General features: G+C 49.4%; 10 protein-coding genes and 1 riboswitch. Of the genes, 6 read left to right on the forward strand and 4 right to left on the reverse strand.

Annotation, left to right across the window (positions count from 1 at the left end; translation table 11 throughout):
* Nucleotides 1-10: 10 nt before the first annotated feature.
* Together ACXAFR_RS05635 and ACXAFR_RS05640 are read right to left on the reverse strand one after the other, a co-directional pair.
* On the reverse strand, nt 11-2,131 hold the full coding sequence (locus ACXAFR_RS05635; protein WP_475173480.1) for a TonB-dependent receptor: 2,121 nt from the start codon (nt 2,129-2,131) through the stop codon (nt 11-13).
* Nucleotides 2,132-2,368: 237 nt separating this feature from the next.
* Nucleotides 2,369-2,558, reverse strand: a riboswitch (cobalamin riboswitch).
* Nucleotides 2,559-2,825: 267 nt separating this feature from the next.
* A complete protein-coding gene (locus ACXAFR_RS05640) occupies nt 2,826-4,394 on the reverse strand; it encodes a BCCT family transporter (protein WP_475173483.1) in 1,569 nt (522 codons plus the stop codon).
* A gap of 614 nt (nt 4,395-5,008) precedes the next feature.
* Here ACXAFR_RS05640 and ACXAFR_RS05645 point away from each other — a divergent pair.
* From ACXAFR_RS05645 to ACXAFR_RS05670, 6 genes are all read left to right on the forward strand, one after another.
* A complete protein-coding gene (locus tag ACXAFR_RS05645) occupies nt 5,009-6,334 on the forward strand; it encodes a PspA/IM30 family protein (RefSeq protein WP_475173486.1) in 1,326 nt (441 codons plus the stop codon).
* 124 nt (nt 6,335-6,458) lie between these two features.
* The gene (locus ACXAFR_RS05650; RefSeq protein WP_475173490.1) at nt 6,459-8,597 is read left to right on the forward strand and encodes a TonB-dependent siderophore receptor; all 2,139 of its coding nucleotides are present in this window, start codon (nt 6,459-6,461) and stop codon (nt 8,595-8,597) included.
* A 25-nt stretch (nt 8,598-8,622) separates the two neighbouring features.
* Complete coding sequence (locus ACXAFR_RS05655) at nt 8,623-9,873, forward strand: PepSY-associated TM helix domain-containing protein (RefSeq protein ID WP_475173493.1); 1,251 nt, start codon at nt 8,623-8,625, stop codon at nt 9,871-9,873.
* A 45-nt stretch (nt 9,874-9,918) separates the two neighbouring features.
* The gene (locus ACXAFR_RS05660; RefSeq protein ID WP_475173496.1) at nt 9,919-10,368 is read left to right on the forward strand and encodes a hypothetical protein; all 450 of its coding nucleotides are present in this window, start codon (nt 9,919-9,921) and stop codon (nt 10,366-10,368) included.
* Entirely contained in the window at nt 10,361-11,290 is a 930-nt protein-coding gene (locus tag ACXAFR_RS05665) for an aldo/keto reductase (protein WP_475173503.1), read from the forward strand. The genes ACXAFR_RS05660 and ACXAFR_RS05665 overlap by 8 nt, the downstream gene beginning before the upstream one ends.
* Complete coding sequence (locus ACXAFR_RS05670) at nt 11,290-11,955, forward strand: hypothetical protein (protein WP_475173505.1); 666 nt, start codon at nt 11,290-11,292, stop codon at nt 11,953-11,955. Before ACXAFR_RS05665 ends, ACXAFR_RS05670 begins: the two co-directional genes overlap by 1 nt.
* A 19-nt stretch (nt 11,956-11,974) precedes the next feature.
* On the opposite strand, the gene ACXAFR_RS05675 is transcribed toward ACXAFR_RS05670, so the two are convergent.
* Both ACXAFR_RS05675 and ACXAFR_RS05680 read right to left on the reverse strand, forming a co-directional pair.
* Nucleotides 11,975-12,271, reverse strand: coding sequence for a hypothetical protein (locus ACXAFR_RS05675; RefSeq protein WP_475173508.1), 297 nt, complete (start codon nt 12,269-12,271; stop codon nt 11,975-11,977).
* Between the two features lie 76 nt (nt 12,272-12,347).
* Nucleotides 12,348-14,465, reverse strand: coding sequence for a hypothetical protein (locus ACXAFR_RS05680; RefSeq protein WP_475173510.1), 2,118 nt, complete (start codon nt 14,463-14,465; stop codon nt 12,348-12,350).
* Nucleotides 14,466-15,114 lie beyond the last annotated feature (649 nt).

Here is a 15,114-nt window from a genome sequence, read left to right on the forward strand (position 1 = left end):
TAACAGTGATTTAGAAGCTGTAATTGACCGCAATTTCAACGGTACGGCCATCGGCAAGAATCCATTGATTGCCGTAGGGCGCCATCACGTAGTCTTCGTTATCTGTTAGGTTTTTTCCGATCAAGGACAGGCGCATGGCTTCACTGACTTGCCATTGGACATTGGCGTCGTAGGCTATGTAGTCTGGCAGCTCTAAGGTGTTGGCATCGTCCAGATAACGTTCCGCCACATAGCGAGCGCCAGTGCTAACCGTCAATGCTGACGAGAGTTGCCAGTTTATCCAAAGGTTTGCTGTTTGATCGGGAATATTGCGAGGCGTGTTGCCGGAATAATTATCTGAACCGCTAACAAAGTCTTTGTACTCCGCATCAGTGAATGCCCAGTTAAACTGGATATCTAGCGCGTCAGAAGCTCGGAAAAAAATTTCTGTTTCAATGCCGCGGGACGTCTGTTTTCCAATCTGCCGTTGAATGCCATTGGGATAAGTGCTCATCAGATCAGACTTGGAAATATCGTATACCGCCAACGTGTACTGAAGTCTGTCATCCAGAAGCTGATGTTTAACCCCAAATTCTACTTGTTTACCTTCTGCCAGATTCAATGTCGGATCTGTTGCGCTGAGTAACGATTGAATTGAGTCAACAGCCTTACTGTATTGAGCGTAAAAGCTTAACTGATGAGTTGGTTTATAAACGCTACCAATGCGCCAGCTGGTGCCAGAGAGATCTGTATCAATATCGCCAGCTTCCTGGCCGTTGCTGCGGGCCAAATCTGAGCGCTCATAGTCAATCTGGTCGTGTCGGACGCCGGTGACCAAGTGCCATTGGTCGTTAATTTTCAGAAGGTTATCTATAAAAAACGCGTATTGTTGTGTCTCTGTATCATAGTCACGGGTGGTTTCGCTTTCGACCCCATCTGCCCAGCGGCCGGGTTCCGGATTTGATAGGTCGACACTGGTGCTGCCGGTGTAGGGCGAATTGTTGATATGGCTGAAATCGATTTGATTGACTTCCCAGCCAAAATTGAGTCGGTTATCCATTTCTCCGATCGTAAGATCAAGCGAAAGATCCGTGCGATTACCCAATTGCTCTTGCTCGTGAAGAATCTCCAAATAGGAGGAGCGGTCGACGAGTCCGGTGGTTGTGTTGTAGTCGTAGCTTTCGACGTTGCGCCAATGACGCTCTGATGTCAGATAATAGGATTCGCTTCGTAGTTGGAGGTTTTGACTGATTTTCCATTCGGCAAGAAGCCGCGGCCAGAGATCTTCGTATTCGATAAGTCCATCGTCGATATTGTAATTGTTTTTCCGAATCGAGCTTTCAATGCGACCATTGACCAGCGGCGTTCCCCAGTAGGGTGGCGCTTCTGTGTCGGCGTAGTCGACGCTGAGAGTGAGTTTTAAGTCGTCCACTGGTGTAAACAGCAGGCTGCCGGCGGCGGCAGAGCGCTCTTCTTCCGCGCGATCGACATATCCGTCACTTGAGTGATTTACAGCGTCAATGCGATAGGCCAATTGATCTGTCAGTTGGCCGCCAGATCCGATTGCAAGGCGTTGTAAATTATCGCTGCCCGCAGCGAGCAGTATTTCATGGCTGGGTTCGGTAAACCTGGGCTTTTTAGGAACATAATTTACTGTTGCACCTATGGCGCCAATACCGTTCACGACTGAGCCCGGTCCGCGCAAGACCTCGATGCGTTCGAGGGTCCAAGTGTCGGCGGGAAAGCTGACGGTGCCAGCACCAATATACAGGCGCGTGCCATCATAGGTATTGACGATAGAGCTATGGCCATTAAAGCCACGCACCGACATGGAGGTGCCGCCATTGCCAGGGCTGGCGCTGGACGCAAAGCCCGTGCTGCGAGTGACGGCCGATAGTCCCGAGTAATCGCCTTTTACCGCAATCGACTCCTTGTTTATCAGCGAAGCGCTGGCCGGAAGGTCTTGTAAGCTGATTCCAAGTCGGCTCGCCGCAGAGTTGTTGCCGTCCAAAGCCAGACCTGCTCGGTCTGTACTCTCTCCGTGTACTTCAATGATTTCAAGGGTGTCTTTCTCTGCCTGGGCAATGTGGGGGACAGTATTGCCGAGTAGGGCTAGGGTTAAAGACAGTGGGCGGTATGAAAAAGGGTGCATAGTGTCATCCTCGAACGTTTTCAACGCGAAACCGAAGAGGAGTGACGAGCAGACATCCCTGTTTTACGACAGGAACAGAATTGCACGCGCTGCGAAGCCCTCCGCTTCCGTGTCGCAGTAGATCAACAAACGTATAAGGGAGGATCGATCTTTACAGTAGATCGAAAATTCAACGAGGGTCGTTTACCGTCGTGAAGCCCTCCGCTTCATCGTTTAAGACTTGCATGTGTGATAAGCATGAGAGCTCATCAGCAGGCCGGTATCGGGCTAACAGCGTGTGTGCTGATTACCGTTGCGGGGGCAGCGAAGGAGTAACTGTCGGAACTTGGGTTGAGATTTATTCCGCAGCGCACCGTTCTTCCCGTTTACCCTGATCCAGACGTTTCCCAAAAAACGCCGATCAGGCACCTGATGCAGGTCGGACAGAGTAACGACTTAAAGATAGGGGGTCAACGAGTTCTTAAAAAGCTCGCCAGAGGAAGGTTACAAACCGATTGAAATAATATGAATACACGGTGTGGCAATCCCCATGCAGTCGGGGAGGTGAATCGCGCCTAGGTGAAAATATTTGGGGAGTGTTAGTGAAACTGTTTAGTTTAAACAGTTTATGCAGTGGTCGATTGGTTTGCAGGCACTCGTCCTGCAAACCAATCGACCGAGCACTTAGTAAATCAGTGCTTATTGTGGCGTTAAATTATGGGTTAAGGGCTTGTTTTCGCTCGTGATTCAGCCCCATATATAGCGCGACACACATAACAAGCAATACCAGTGAAAAGGGTAAGCCAACGGTGATGGCCGCCGCCTGCAGTGCACCCAGGGCATCTGCGCCGCCGCCAACCAACAGTGAGATGGCGATGACGCCTTCCATGGTAGCCCAGAAGATTCGTTGTGGTACCGGTGCATCGAGCTTGCCGCCAGCTGTGATGCTGTCAATCACCAGTGAGCCAGAATCAGAAGAGGTTACGAAAAACACCAATACCAGCACGATGGCGATAAAGGAGGTAACGGACGCCAGCGGAAGATTTTCTAACATCTGAAACAGTGCCAACGAAACGTCTGAAATACCGTTTGCCAGTTCTCCAATCTGCGCTTGAACCTGTTGTAAGGCGGTATCACCAAAGGCCGTCATCCAAATGATTGTTACGAGGGTTGGCACAAGTAATACTGCGGAGACAAATTGGCGCACGGTACGGCCGCGTGAAATTCTGGCGATGAACATTCCGACGAATGGTGACCAGCTAATCCACCAGGCCCAGTAGAACACAGTCCAACCGTGATAAAAGGTTTCATCGTCGCGGCCCATCCAGTTACTTAATGGAATCAGGTTGGCCACGTAATCCGTTGCCGTGGTTATTGTGCTGCCAAAGAAACCCATGCCTTGGCCAAGTACAATGACGAACAGCATCAGTAACAGCGCCAGTAGCATATTGATGTTGCTCAAAATCTTAACGCCACCATCCAGTCCACGAACGACCGAAATAATTGCTACAGCAGTAACACAGGTGACAACGACGATCTGCGTTCCGATGCCAGCGGAGATGCCAAAGAGGAAATGTAATCCACTTGCCGCTTGTTGAGCGCCAAATCCAAGAGAGGTTGCGAGACCGAAGATGGTTGCCAGAACGGCGACGATATCAATCACATGGCCGAACCATCCCCAGCAGCGATCTTGAAGGATGGGATAAAAAGCAGAGCGAATGGTCAGAGGCAGATCTTTGTTATAGGCAAAGAATGCTAGAGAGAGGCCTACCACCGCATAAATTGCCCAGGGGTGTAATCCCCAGTGGAACATGGTGGCTCCCATCGCCAGACCCACGGCTTCTGGGGTGTTGGCTTCGACACCCAGAGGGGTTCCATACCAGCCGGTATAATAAGCAGTTGGTTCAGCGACAGCCCAGAACATGAGTCCGATACCCATGCCGGCGGCAAATAACATCGCAAACCAGGACATGAGTGTGTATTCAGGTTGGGCATCTTTTCCGCCGAGGCGGATGCTGCCGACTGGAAGACAGATCAATGCTAGACAAAATATAACAAAGATGTTACCTGCGAGAACAAATAACCAGTCGAAATTATTAATCGACCAATTTTTCGCGCCATCAAAAGCGCCTTTTGCCTCACCGGGAAATAACAAAGTGCCTATAACAAAAATAAGCACCAATATGGCGGAAATTTGAAAGACAGGATTGTGGATATCCATACCCCACCGGCGGATATTGTCCTGTCCAACGGTATAGTCCGTTTCGTAGAGATCTTCAGACACGAATGCTGCTCCTAAACTGGGGGAACCGGGCATCTCCGATGGTTTTCCCCTCTGATGTGATAATTTGATGCAGAAAATAACGCGCGCCTTTGAGCAGGCGAAAGATGAATATGGTAAGTGATCGCTAGCGATACTGCAAAAATCACGGAGAATTCGTGGGGAAAATTTCAAAAAAAGTGACTAAATAACAATGATTCTCGTGCAGCGGGTGGTATTTTCCAATCTTGGATGGCGAGCGAAAAAATTATCCCATCGTGTTAAACTGCTAAATCAGTTTCTGCGTAGTACACATTTCAGAGAGTAATTTCCCGAGTAAAAACGTCCTTAGGTAAACGGCTGACCATGGATTGCTTGTGGTTGGATGTGCCTGTCTAAAGGTATCTGTCCCGAAAGGGGCGTAACAATAAAGTAAGTTTTACGACAATCACTGGTATTGCATGATTATGCCAGCCTGCTGTCAGTGGCGTGTATGCTGGTGGCAGTAAACCGAAAACACGGTGTCTGAGGCGTTCTGTGCCTTGGTCGAAAGTTACTTCACTTCGCCAGAATATATTGTTGTTAGCTTGCGTACGAAGCGCAGCGATTTTCAATTACACGACATCAAGGATATTGTCATGTTCAAACCCTTCCATAGTTCCCCCTACAAACTCAAACCTATGGCCTACAGTTTGTTGCTGTGCGGTTTAACCAGTGGTGCTGCCGTTGCTCAGGAGTCTCGCGCAGACCTTGAGGCAGAAATAGAGTCCCTGAAGAAGCAGCTGGCCGAAGCGGAAGAGAAACTGGAAACGCAAGAGGTTGCTGTCACTGACGCAGAGGTCGCAGAGGCGCCGAGCGATGACATGGTGTTTAACGTGGGTGGCGGTTCGCTAAAAGTTGGTGGCGCGATCAGAGCGAATTACGCCATTGGGGATTATGCAGAAACCGGTGGAGCGTCTCGATCTAGTGACGACGGCGGGAATTTTGACTTGGATATCTTTCGCATAAACCTGGACTACACCAATGGCGATTGGGTCGGCAAACTGGAGTACCGCTGGTATAACGGTTACAACTTTTTGCATACCGGCTGGATGGGATACAATTTTTCTGAAGACAGTCAGCTGCAAGTTGGTGTGAATCGCGTTCCCTTTGGTCCTGGTGCTTACGGAATCTCTCAGAGCTGGTTCTTCGATCAGCATTACTATGTGGGGTTGTCTGACGATATGGATCTGGGCGTTAAATACTCCAGTAAGGCCGGTTCACTAAGCTATGATGTGGCCTACTATTACTCCGATGAGGGCACCTACACCGGCACGTCAAAAGACAGCGCCCGCTATTCCTATGATGTCGTCAACGAAAGTGGCGACGGTTATGAAGAGCGTAATCAATTTAACTTCCGAGCGATCAATCATTTTGAGGGAGAGATTGCGACGGATCTGGGGGTGTCACTTCAGTATGGCGAGTTAGAAAGCCAGGGGCCGCAGGATGACGGCAGCCAGTCAGCCTACTCGGTGCATATGGTGAACAAATGGTCTAACGTCACGCTTGCCAGTCAGCTCACCTACTTTGAATTCGACGTCGATAGTGAGCAACCTCTCGGGGTGGATAACCTGGTACAGATGGGCGCCTATGATTTCCCGAGCACAGCTGCGGCAGAAGGGTGGATACCCGCAGTTTCTTTAAGTTACTACCTCGAAACCGAAGAAATTCCCTGGCTGGACTATGTCATACCCTACCTGGAGTACAGCTCTATTGTTAAAGAAGAAAGCGGATTCAACGACAGTGAGCTGATCACTGCCGGTGCTGCCTGGGCGAAAGGCGGATGGTACATATACTCTGATCTCGTCTATTCCAATGGCAATGAGTTTGTCGGTGGTGAAGCGCCCTATGGTGATCGTTTAGGCGCCAACGAGGCGGAGGAGTGGCTGATGCGCTTTAACATCAATTTCGGTTATTACTTCTAAATCTGCTGACGCGGCCCATGTCGCGAGACTCTTCAGTTATCACAAATATGAAATGGATAACCATTCTCATTTAGGTTAGAATGATCCGCTTATTGAGGTATCTTTGATAGGCGGGTTATTTCCTATGCGCACAGCTTTTCTTATCGGCCAATTGGCCATTCTTGTCTCACCAGTCCTATCAATATCGGCATCAGCCGAGAGCTCTTCTGACTCTATGGAAGAGGTTGTCGTTACCGGCCGCGCGCAAAAGTTTTATCTTGAGACCGAATCGCAGATTGGCACCAAGGTCGATACGGACATCATGGACTTACCGCAGTCAGCGCAGATACTCACGGAACAGCTTATTGTCGATCAGGCGGCCAGAGATGTAACCGATCTATATCGGTCTATCGCGGGGGTGAGTGAATTCAGCTATTCCGGAGTCACGTTTAGAGGGTTCCGGGATGACGGCAATGTTTTCTACGATGGTGTACGCGGCGATCCTTATTCTGGCTTTGCGGTTCCGCAACTCTTTAATGTGGATCGGGTTGAAGTTCTTAAAGGGCCAGCTGCGGCCTTGTATGGCGGTGGTGAACCTGGGGGAATGATCAATTACGTAACGAAAAAGCCTCAATTTACCGATCAGGTCGAAACTCGATTTACCATCGGCGATTACGACACTTTGGGCGCCTCAATGGACGCTACCGGAGGACTGACAGATACCATCGCGTATCGCTTTGGTGTCTTCGGTGAGCGGGAGGACAGTTTTCGTAAAAATGCCGATGCTGAAAATATCGAAGTCGCTGGCGGGTTACTGTTCGAATTGGGGGTAGATACCCAATTAACCACGACCTTTGACTACATTAAGCAGAACTTGGGTGGCAACCGCTTGCGTGGAGTGCCAGTGGATGACGGCGGTAATTTTTTGGTCGATCCCTCCTATAACGCCAATGAAACGGGTGATTATCAGGACTTGGAAGCGACCGTACTGCAAGCCACGCTCGACCACAGCTTCTCAGATGTGCTCTCTATCAGCACAACCGTGCGTGCAATGGACAATGACAGGGTGCAGGCATATCACGAATCGCGTAGCTGGATTGACGTCAATGGCGATGGCGAGGCGAATGCGCTTGATGAAACCATTCAGCGGGAATATCGACTGCAATATCGCAGCAACCGTGAATACAGTGTTACGACGGATCTGGTCTACAAATTCAGTTTAGGGGGCATGGCTCATACACTGTTGTTTGGCGGTGACTTTCACGATGTCGATACGGATTTTCGCTATTATCGAGCCCGTTACGAATCCGACGGTGTTCTAAATCTGAATATCTTCCACCCACAATATGGTTTATCTGACCCGGCTACCTACATTATGTCAGATCTCGATGGCTCCGGCGCGGAATCACAGAGATACAGTGGTTATGTTCAGGACCAAATTGAACTCAGTGATCAATGGCAGCTCTTGGCGGGCTTTCGTTACGACCACTTTAAAGACCTCGCGAAAGCGAATGGTTACAGCTACAGCGATAGCGCCATCAGTCCGCGCGCCGGTTTGGTCTACAAACCCCTTGATACGACCAGTGTTTATATCAACTTTTCAGAGAGCTTTAACCCGACGGATATTGGGGATCAGGAAAGCGTTGAAGGCGACAGCAGTCTCGATCCAGAAACAGGCAATCAAGTCGAGATCGGGATGAAAAACAAGTGGCTGGATGGTCGAATCTTGACGACATTGGCGATTTATCAAATCAACAAAGAAGATGTTGCGATGACCAATCCCAACGACAACGGTCCCGATGATAATGAGCCACAACTGTTGAACCTCGGCGAAGTGAAAAGCGAAGGTGTTGAGTTAACACTGGTTGGGGATTTGAGTGACCGCTGGACGGTCACCGCGAATTACGCCTACAACGAAACCAAGGTTGTCGAAGGCGTTGATGGTGAAACGCTAACCAACACCTTTGATGATGGCTCACAGTTTGCGAATGCCCCGCGCAACCAGGCTGGCTTGTGGACTCGTTATGCGTTTGATGCCATTAATTCATCATTCGCCATAGGCGTAGATTATGTCAGCGAGCAATGGAGTTTGGATGGCCAGCGCGTCAAACCCTACACCATTTTCGACGCCAGTTGGTCGACCACTTGGCGGGATTTACTCATGCAGGTTAACGTTTCAAATTTGACCGATGAAGAATACGCGGTCAGTGGGTTTAGCGAGCGCAATGGTCATTTCCCTGGATCACCGCGCCAAGTCGTGTTGCAGGCGACCTATACCTTTTGATTGTCTCGGATCCTTGTAGTCGCCGATGAAAAGACGTCAATGGTTTGAGCTGCACAGTTGGGCGGGGTTACAGGTTTCTCTCTTGCTGTGCGTTGTTCTTATAACAGGCACGCTTGCTACTGTATCTCGCGATATAGACTGGTTGTTTAATCCGGCATTACGTGCCAGTCCCGCAGAGCGGTCAAGCCCTGCACCTTGGTCGCAATATTTGTGGCAAGCGCAATCCGTGCAGGGTGAGCGCCGGATTGATAGCCTGTTTCTTCCAGCAGAATCCTGGCTTAACGCAGAGGCCATTCTTGTTGATCCGCAGGGGGATCGCTCGCGAGTGTATTTGGATCCTACACGCGGCTTCGTTACTGGTGTTGGCGCCTGGAATAATTGGCAACGCTTTTTTCGTCAGTTGCACCGTCATCTGATGATGCCGATTTCTCTCGGTTTGACATTGGTGTGTTTAACCTGTATTCCACTTCTGGTGTCTTTGATCAGCAGTCTGAAAATCTACAAAGGCTGGTATCGAAAATTCTTTGCCCTGCCCAAATTACGACTTGATCCCCAGAAAAGCAGCAGGCGCAAAGACGCGGACCGAAAAAACAAGCATCGTCAGGCAAGGCAGTTCTGGGGCGAATTGCATCGTTTTGTCGGCATTTGGACCTTGTGGTTTATGTTGCTGATTGTGATCACCGGGGTCTGGTATTTTCTAGAGCATTGGGGCTTGAAAGCTGAGTCTCCTGCCGATGTGCCGCAGGGGCATGTTCTCGCCCCCTATACGGAATTGAGCCCGGAGCGACTGGATGAGCTGTTGGCGATTGCTAAGGCCGAGTATCCCGAGCTCTCCATACGAGAAATTCTACTGCCGGGGCCTGATGAACCTCTCATTCGCTTTCGTGGTCAGGCGCAGGCAGTGCTGGTTCGGGATAGGGCAAATCAGGTTGTTCTTGAGGCTGAAACCGGTGCCGTAATGGCCGTCCATAATGGTGAGGTGTTAGATGTTCATTCCCGCATCTCAGAGGCTGCCGACCCCCTACATTTCGGCAGCTTCGCGGGGTGGATCAGTCGTTGGCTATGGTTTATTTTTGGGGTGTTCCTCAGTGGTTTGGCGCTCAGCGGCGTGTATCTGCAGGTCTTGCGAATAACGAAAGCGCGGGATTCTATGAGTTCGGGTCGTGCATTTCTGCAAGCAGGCTGGCAGGGCATGGCCTTTCTGCGCTGGCCTGTGGCCGTGATTCTGGGGGTCGCACTGGCTTTGTCGATCCAGTTATTCTTACCTTTACCCTAGCCGCACTCTTGACGAAGGCCATTCATGCTGGATAGCCTTCGATCTATGTCTCCTTCATCTCGCAGTACATGCCATCAGCGCTCTTCTGCTGCCGTTCGACAGTGGTATGCACACCTGCTGATTTTTGTGGCGATGTGGAGTCTGTTCATTAAATACCTGTTTCCCATCGCCTTTGCGCTGCACTACGGTGATCCTGTACTCAGTCATGTTTATTGGGATTTCTGGCCGCTTGCCCACCTTTGGTTGGCTTGGGCACTGATTCGATTACCGGGTTATATCAAAGAATTGGTTTGGGGGATCACTCTGGCCGAAATTGTAATCGTATCCAGTAAGTTCTTCTTCTTTTTATCCGAGCCAACCTGGGATATTTGGCGCACCAATTGGTTTATTAATAAAGTTTTCGTCTTACTGACGTTTTTATTCTTGTTAGGCAGTTTGCTGTTACAACCATCGTTGCTCAGTCATGGGGAGGATAAATCGCATGGGCATGAATAGAATGACACGGCGTCAATCATTAAGGCTGCTTGGTGCGACCGTCGCCAGTACCGCTATGATGCCCGCAATTTCGGAACCAGCAGTAACGAACGGCATACGCAAAGTGATTCCCAGCAGTGGTGAGACTTTGGCGGTCATTGGTATGGGGACTTGGCAGACCTTTAATGTGGGGTTTGATCCACGTTTAAAAAAGGCGCGCACCCAAGTGCTAAAGGCCTTTTTTGACGGTGGCGGGGAATTGATCGACAGCTCTCCCATGTATGGCTCCTCGGCCTCAGTTGTAGGTTACGCACTTGAAGAATTAGGCGGCGAGCCCCCTCTGTTTTCCGCAGATAAAATCTGGACTGGCGATGGTGGTGCTACGAGTAAAGCGGTGGCCACCCAGGCGGGTGACTGGGGGATCAAAACATTTGATTTGATGCAGGTGCACAACCTACTGTCGTGGGAAGAGCATCTCGAACATCTCAATGAAATGAAGCGCCAAGGCCAACTGCGCTATGTGGGCGTGACCACCTCCCATGGTCGCCGTCACGGAGACCTTGCCACCATTATGCAAAGTCACTCTCTCGATTTTGTTCAGCTGACGTATAACATCGCACGGCGTGATGTCGAGCAGCGACTACTGCCCATAGCTGCAGAAAAAGGCATCGCGGTGATCGCCAATCGCCCCTATGCTGGCGGTGAGCTGATCGCCTCGCTGAAGTCCTCTGCCGATCTTCCTGCATGGGCTACTGAAGAACTTGGTTGTCACACCTGGGCTGAATATTTACTGAAATTTGTGGTATCCCATCCCGCTGTAACCTGCGCGATCCCTGCGACAAGTCGTGTCGATCATATGCAGGAAAATATGTTGGCCGGGCAGGGGGCATTACCCGACACACGACAGCGACAACGCATGATAGGTGATCTCGGCTTGTCGTAATGGGCGATCTGTTCAGCTATTCCATTGGGGATTTTATCCCCTATACGCGAGAGACCTATCTACAGCTATTGAGTGCCACTAACGAGCTCTTCTGGCCCTGGCATCTGTTTTTGATGGTAATCATCGGTGTGTGCGTCTTTGCCATTATTTCAGGAAAACGTCAATTAGCATGTCTTCTACTGGCCGCCGGATGGCTGTGGGTTGGTTGGAATTTCTTTCATAACTACTATCGACATGTGAGCTGGGCTGGTCATTACTTTGCGTTCGCCTGTGCTGCTCAAGGGCTGTGTATTGTCGTAATGAGTCAATGGAGCGTGAATAACCCCCATCAGTTGAGCGTCTTGGGTCGATTCACAGGCTATTTGTTGTTGGCGACCGGCGTACTCTGGCCGTTGCTCAGCTCTCTGGGGCGAAATGGTATCTCCCAGTTAGAATGGGCGGGCATGCATCCTGAGCCAACGGCTATTTTAACCTCTGGCGCGGTATTGTTGCTCTTTAAGGGATGGCGGTGCGGACTTTTGCTGGTGTTACCGCTTGTGTGGATGTTGCTCGCTGCGCTCATGTTAAACGTTTTAAAGCTTACTCAGTATCACCTATTATTTACGGTAATTGGTTTATTGATTATACGGGCTCTTATCGGCTCTTCTCGTTCTGTAAAACCTTAGCAGACTCGAAGCGAGTACGTCAAAAAAACGACTTAATACCTGTCGACGTCGTAATCTCCATACCGTCATCTGTCAGCTTTACAGATACGGTCATATCACTATCCAATTGCAATGGGATATCAGATGAATACGCTTTGTCCGGAATAGAAATAACAATCAGCTCGTTGGCTTTGGTGGTTTCCAATTTAATGACTTTGGCAACGCCAGCGGAATAGTTGGTTGTGATGTCTTGATATTCTTGAGTTTTGCCATTCCATTCGATAAAAACCTGATCGTGTTGGAATCCTTCTTCGAGAGCGAGATAAACAAACGGCATACGGTTATCCTAATAAAACGAGCCGACCCCAAAGAGAGGCCAGCTCAACGGTCACTGAAATATTCTGACGGAATAATTACGCCATACTGGGTTTTTTGCCGGGTTTTTTCGCTTTGACTCCGGTTTTGATTTCGGCCAATCGTTGTTGCGCACGCTCTACACACTGTTGCGTCATGCCGTAAACATTGCTGACGTTATCAGACAATTCGGCTACGTCGGTTAACAGTTTGTCTGACTGATCCTCATTCTTTTTAATTAAGCGGCCGTTGCGGTTTTCGTCCAACGTGAAGAAGTCTTTGGAATACTTTAACCCTTCAACCAGTTTGACATGAGCCGTCAAAGGGTTATTGGGGAAGCGCTCAAGAATTTCATTGAAGGCATCCTGGCCCGCCTTTAAAGAGTCAGACCGGGATCCTCCTAAATAGAACAGCATTCCCTGCTGATCGCCGAGTAAGAGTTCCGCTAATTCTTCCGAATTCTGGTCAATGGGTGCATTGATGCGAATTTTATAAAGAGGTGAAGTGATGGATTCTCCTGATGGCAGTGTCAAAGACGCAAAAATTTGATAGGCGCCCGGAAGGTCAAAAATTTGGCCGAGTAGGGCATCGAATCCAATGTACGCGCTGTCGCTGTGGAAATCAGACGGTGCTAGGCGAACGGTTTGCGGAACCACCAATTGGCACATAGGCGGGTGGTAGCTAACGGTTGAGCCATTGGGTTTTTTGATCAGGATTTGCGTAAATCCGCTGCTGGGGTCGAGATCCGTGTAAACCGATTGCGACGATTGACTGCTGTTTTCAACGCGCAGCTCAATATTGATCGGTGTGCCCAGGGGAACAAATGTGGGTGTTTTTAGGGAGAGCTTTAAGCCAGTTTTATCTACAACACTGTGCGTACGCAGTTCTTCGTGTTCGTGTGCTGCGCCTTCACCAAAGGGATTGCCACCCATAATGATGTTGTTTCTAAAGGCGTGGCGAAGATGAATCACTTCCTGGCTGTCGAACTGAAAAGGAAACGCTGCCCAAAACGCATTTGCCCCACTTTCAGTGCCGTTATTGTAGTTCTGAGGGTAGTTCATCCAGGAAAGTGAGCCAGGTCTGTTGGGTAGCGGTGGGTCCATATACTCTTTGTGAAAAGAATGAAAGAGATTAAAGCAGTGCCCCAGCTCGTGTATATTGACATAGAGTTGCTCGCGAAGATCCTGAGCACTTCCACTGTCAATCGCCTGATAAAACGATGCGCAGCCTTGTCGCTGTTTGTCCTTCTGATCATACATAATTCCCCTTAGCCCCACGCCGTATTCATGGGCATTAGCATGCAGAGACCAGACAACCCACTGGGGGTCATCTTTCCAAAGGCTAAAGTGGCTTTCCATTGCATCGTGCAGTTCGGCGTTGCTCCACTCGTGGTTAGCGCCTGCCTCTGATGTGGGAATCACGTTGGTCGCGCCGGTTGCCTGCATTTGAATGCCGGCTTCGGCATAAGCTTTCGCAACGGTTAGCGTTCTCGCGGAGCCGCCGGACGGCAATGATCCTGTATCATAAGATTGAAAGGGCACAACGGATTCTTCCTGATCTTCTTCTAATTTTAATGTCCGGAAATAGGCTGATTCATAGAGACACACATACTGAGCACCCTTGTTGCCCGCTTCCGTTGACCATTGAACATAAGCATTTGCTGCCGGTTGGAAAATAGTATGTTTGGGAATCAATACCTGAATTCGATTGTAGGAGGATGTCCAGGTTTGTGTAGCGATGCCAGTAATAACAATTTGAGTGTCTGATACAGAGATGCGAGGTGTCTCGACCTGAAAGGAACCAAAATAAGTGGTTGTTGAGCCAGAGACATAGTAATAGTCTCCGCTGATCATTTTGCAGGGCTTATAGCCATCCACATCGACTCGAAGTTCCAGTTTCCACGGGCGCGGGCAACTGGAGTAGCGACCGCTGACATACCGCTTTACTATTTTTAAGTCGGTTTTTTGTAATGCATCGGGTTCTGATGAAGGGAGTTCTTGCTTGGACGTGATGTCTGTTGCCGCAGGTGAGGTAGCGCGGGTGATGGCTTCAACTTCTTTGAAAAAGCTCGTGTCGCGATTCAGCTCATCAATTGCGGCGACTTCATCCACCGTCATGGCGTGGTCGATCTGGCTAATATAATCAAAATTTGGAGCGCATGGTTCTATTGTGTTCATTCTGAATTCCTCTAAATCGTACGCAGCGTTGGCGTTCGATGTCCGTGGTAAGGTCAAAATAAAACGATCTGTTGCAACAACTTTTTATTTTTGCGAACGCGTTTTTCGGCGTGTGCGCCGCTTATAGTGCGCTTATGACATGATGTCGAAATCAAACAATGACACGGGATAAATGTGAAAAAATGCCTTGTTGTCCTCCTTGGTAACATCGACGGTACGAAAAAACCATTTCGTTTAGGCGCCGTTTTGAAAACTTATCGGCTTTTTTTTGCGTGGTATTTTGACGAAGTCTCTTCAAATAATTTGCGGCAAGAGTAAACGATAACAGAGAAATATTAAATCGTGAGCTGGGTTCTAAATGCGGTTGTTTAAGACTTTTTGTTCGTTAGAAATTGCGTTTTCTATTCACATTTGAAATGTGAATTTCTACGAAGGTTAACGTGATCACTCGATATAAAAATACCCAACTTGGGGGAGGCAAAACGGGTGGGCGGAATGTTATCTTCCTCTAAGGCGGCGCCCTTGGTCGAGAGCCCCTCTGCCAGACCATAGGCCTCGGAGAAGCAGTTGGACGGCGGCTTTGGGCCTCGTCTTGTTACCCGGAACGGGGAGAGAGGTACTTTTTTGTCGCGAAATTGTAAATTTACTG

It is taken from the genome of Pseudomaricurvus sp. ABR4_320 (genome assembly GCF_056159445.1).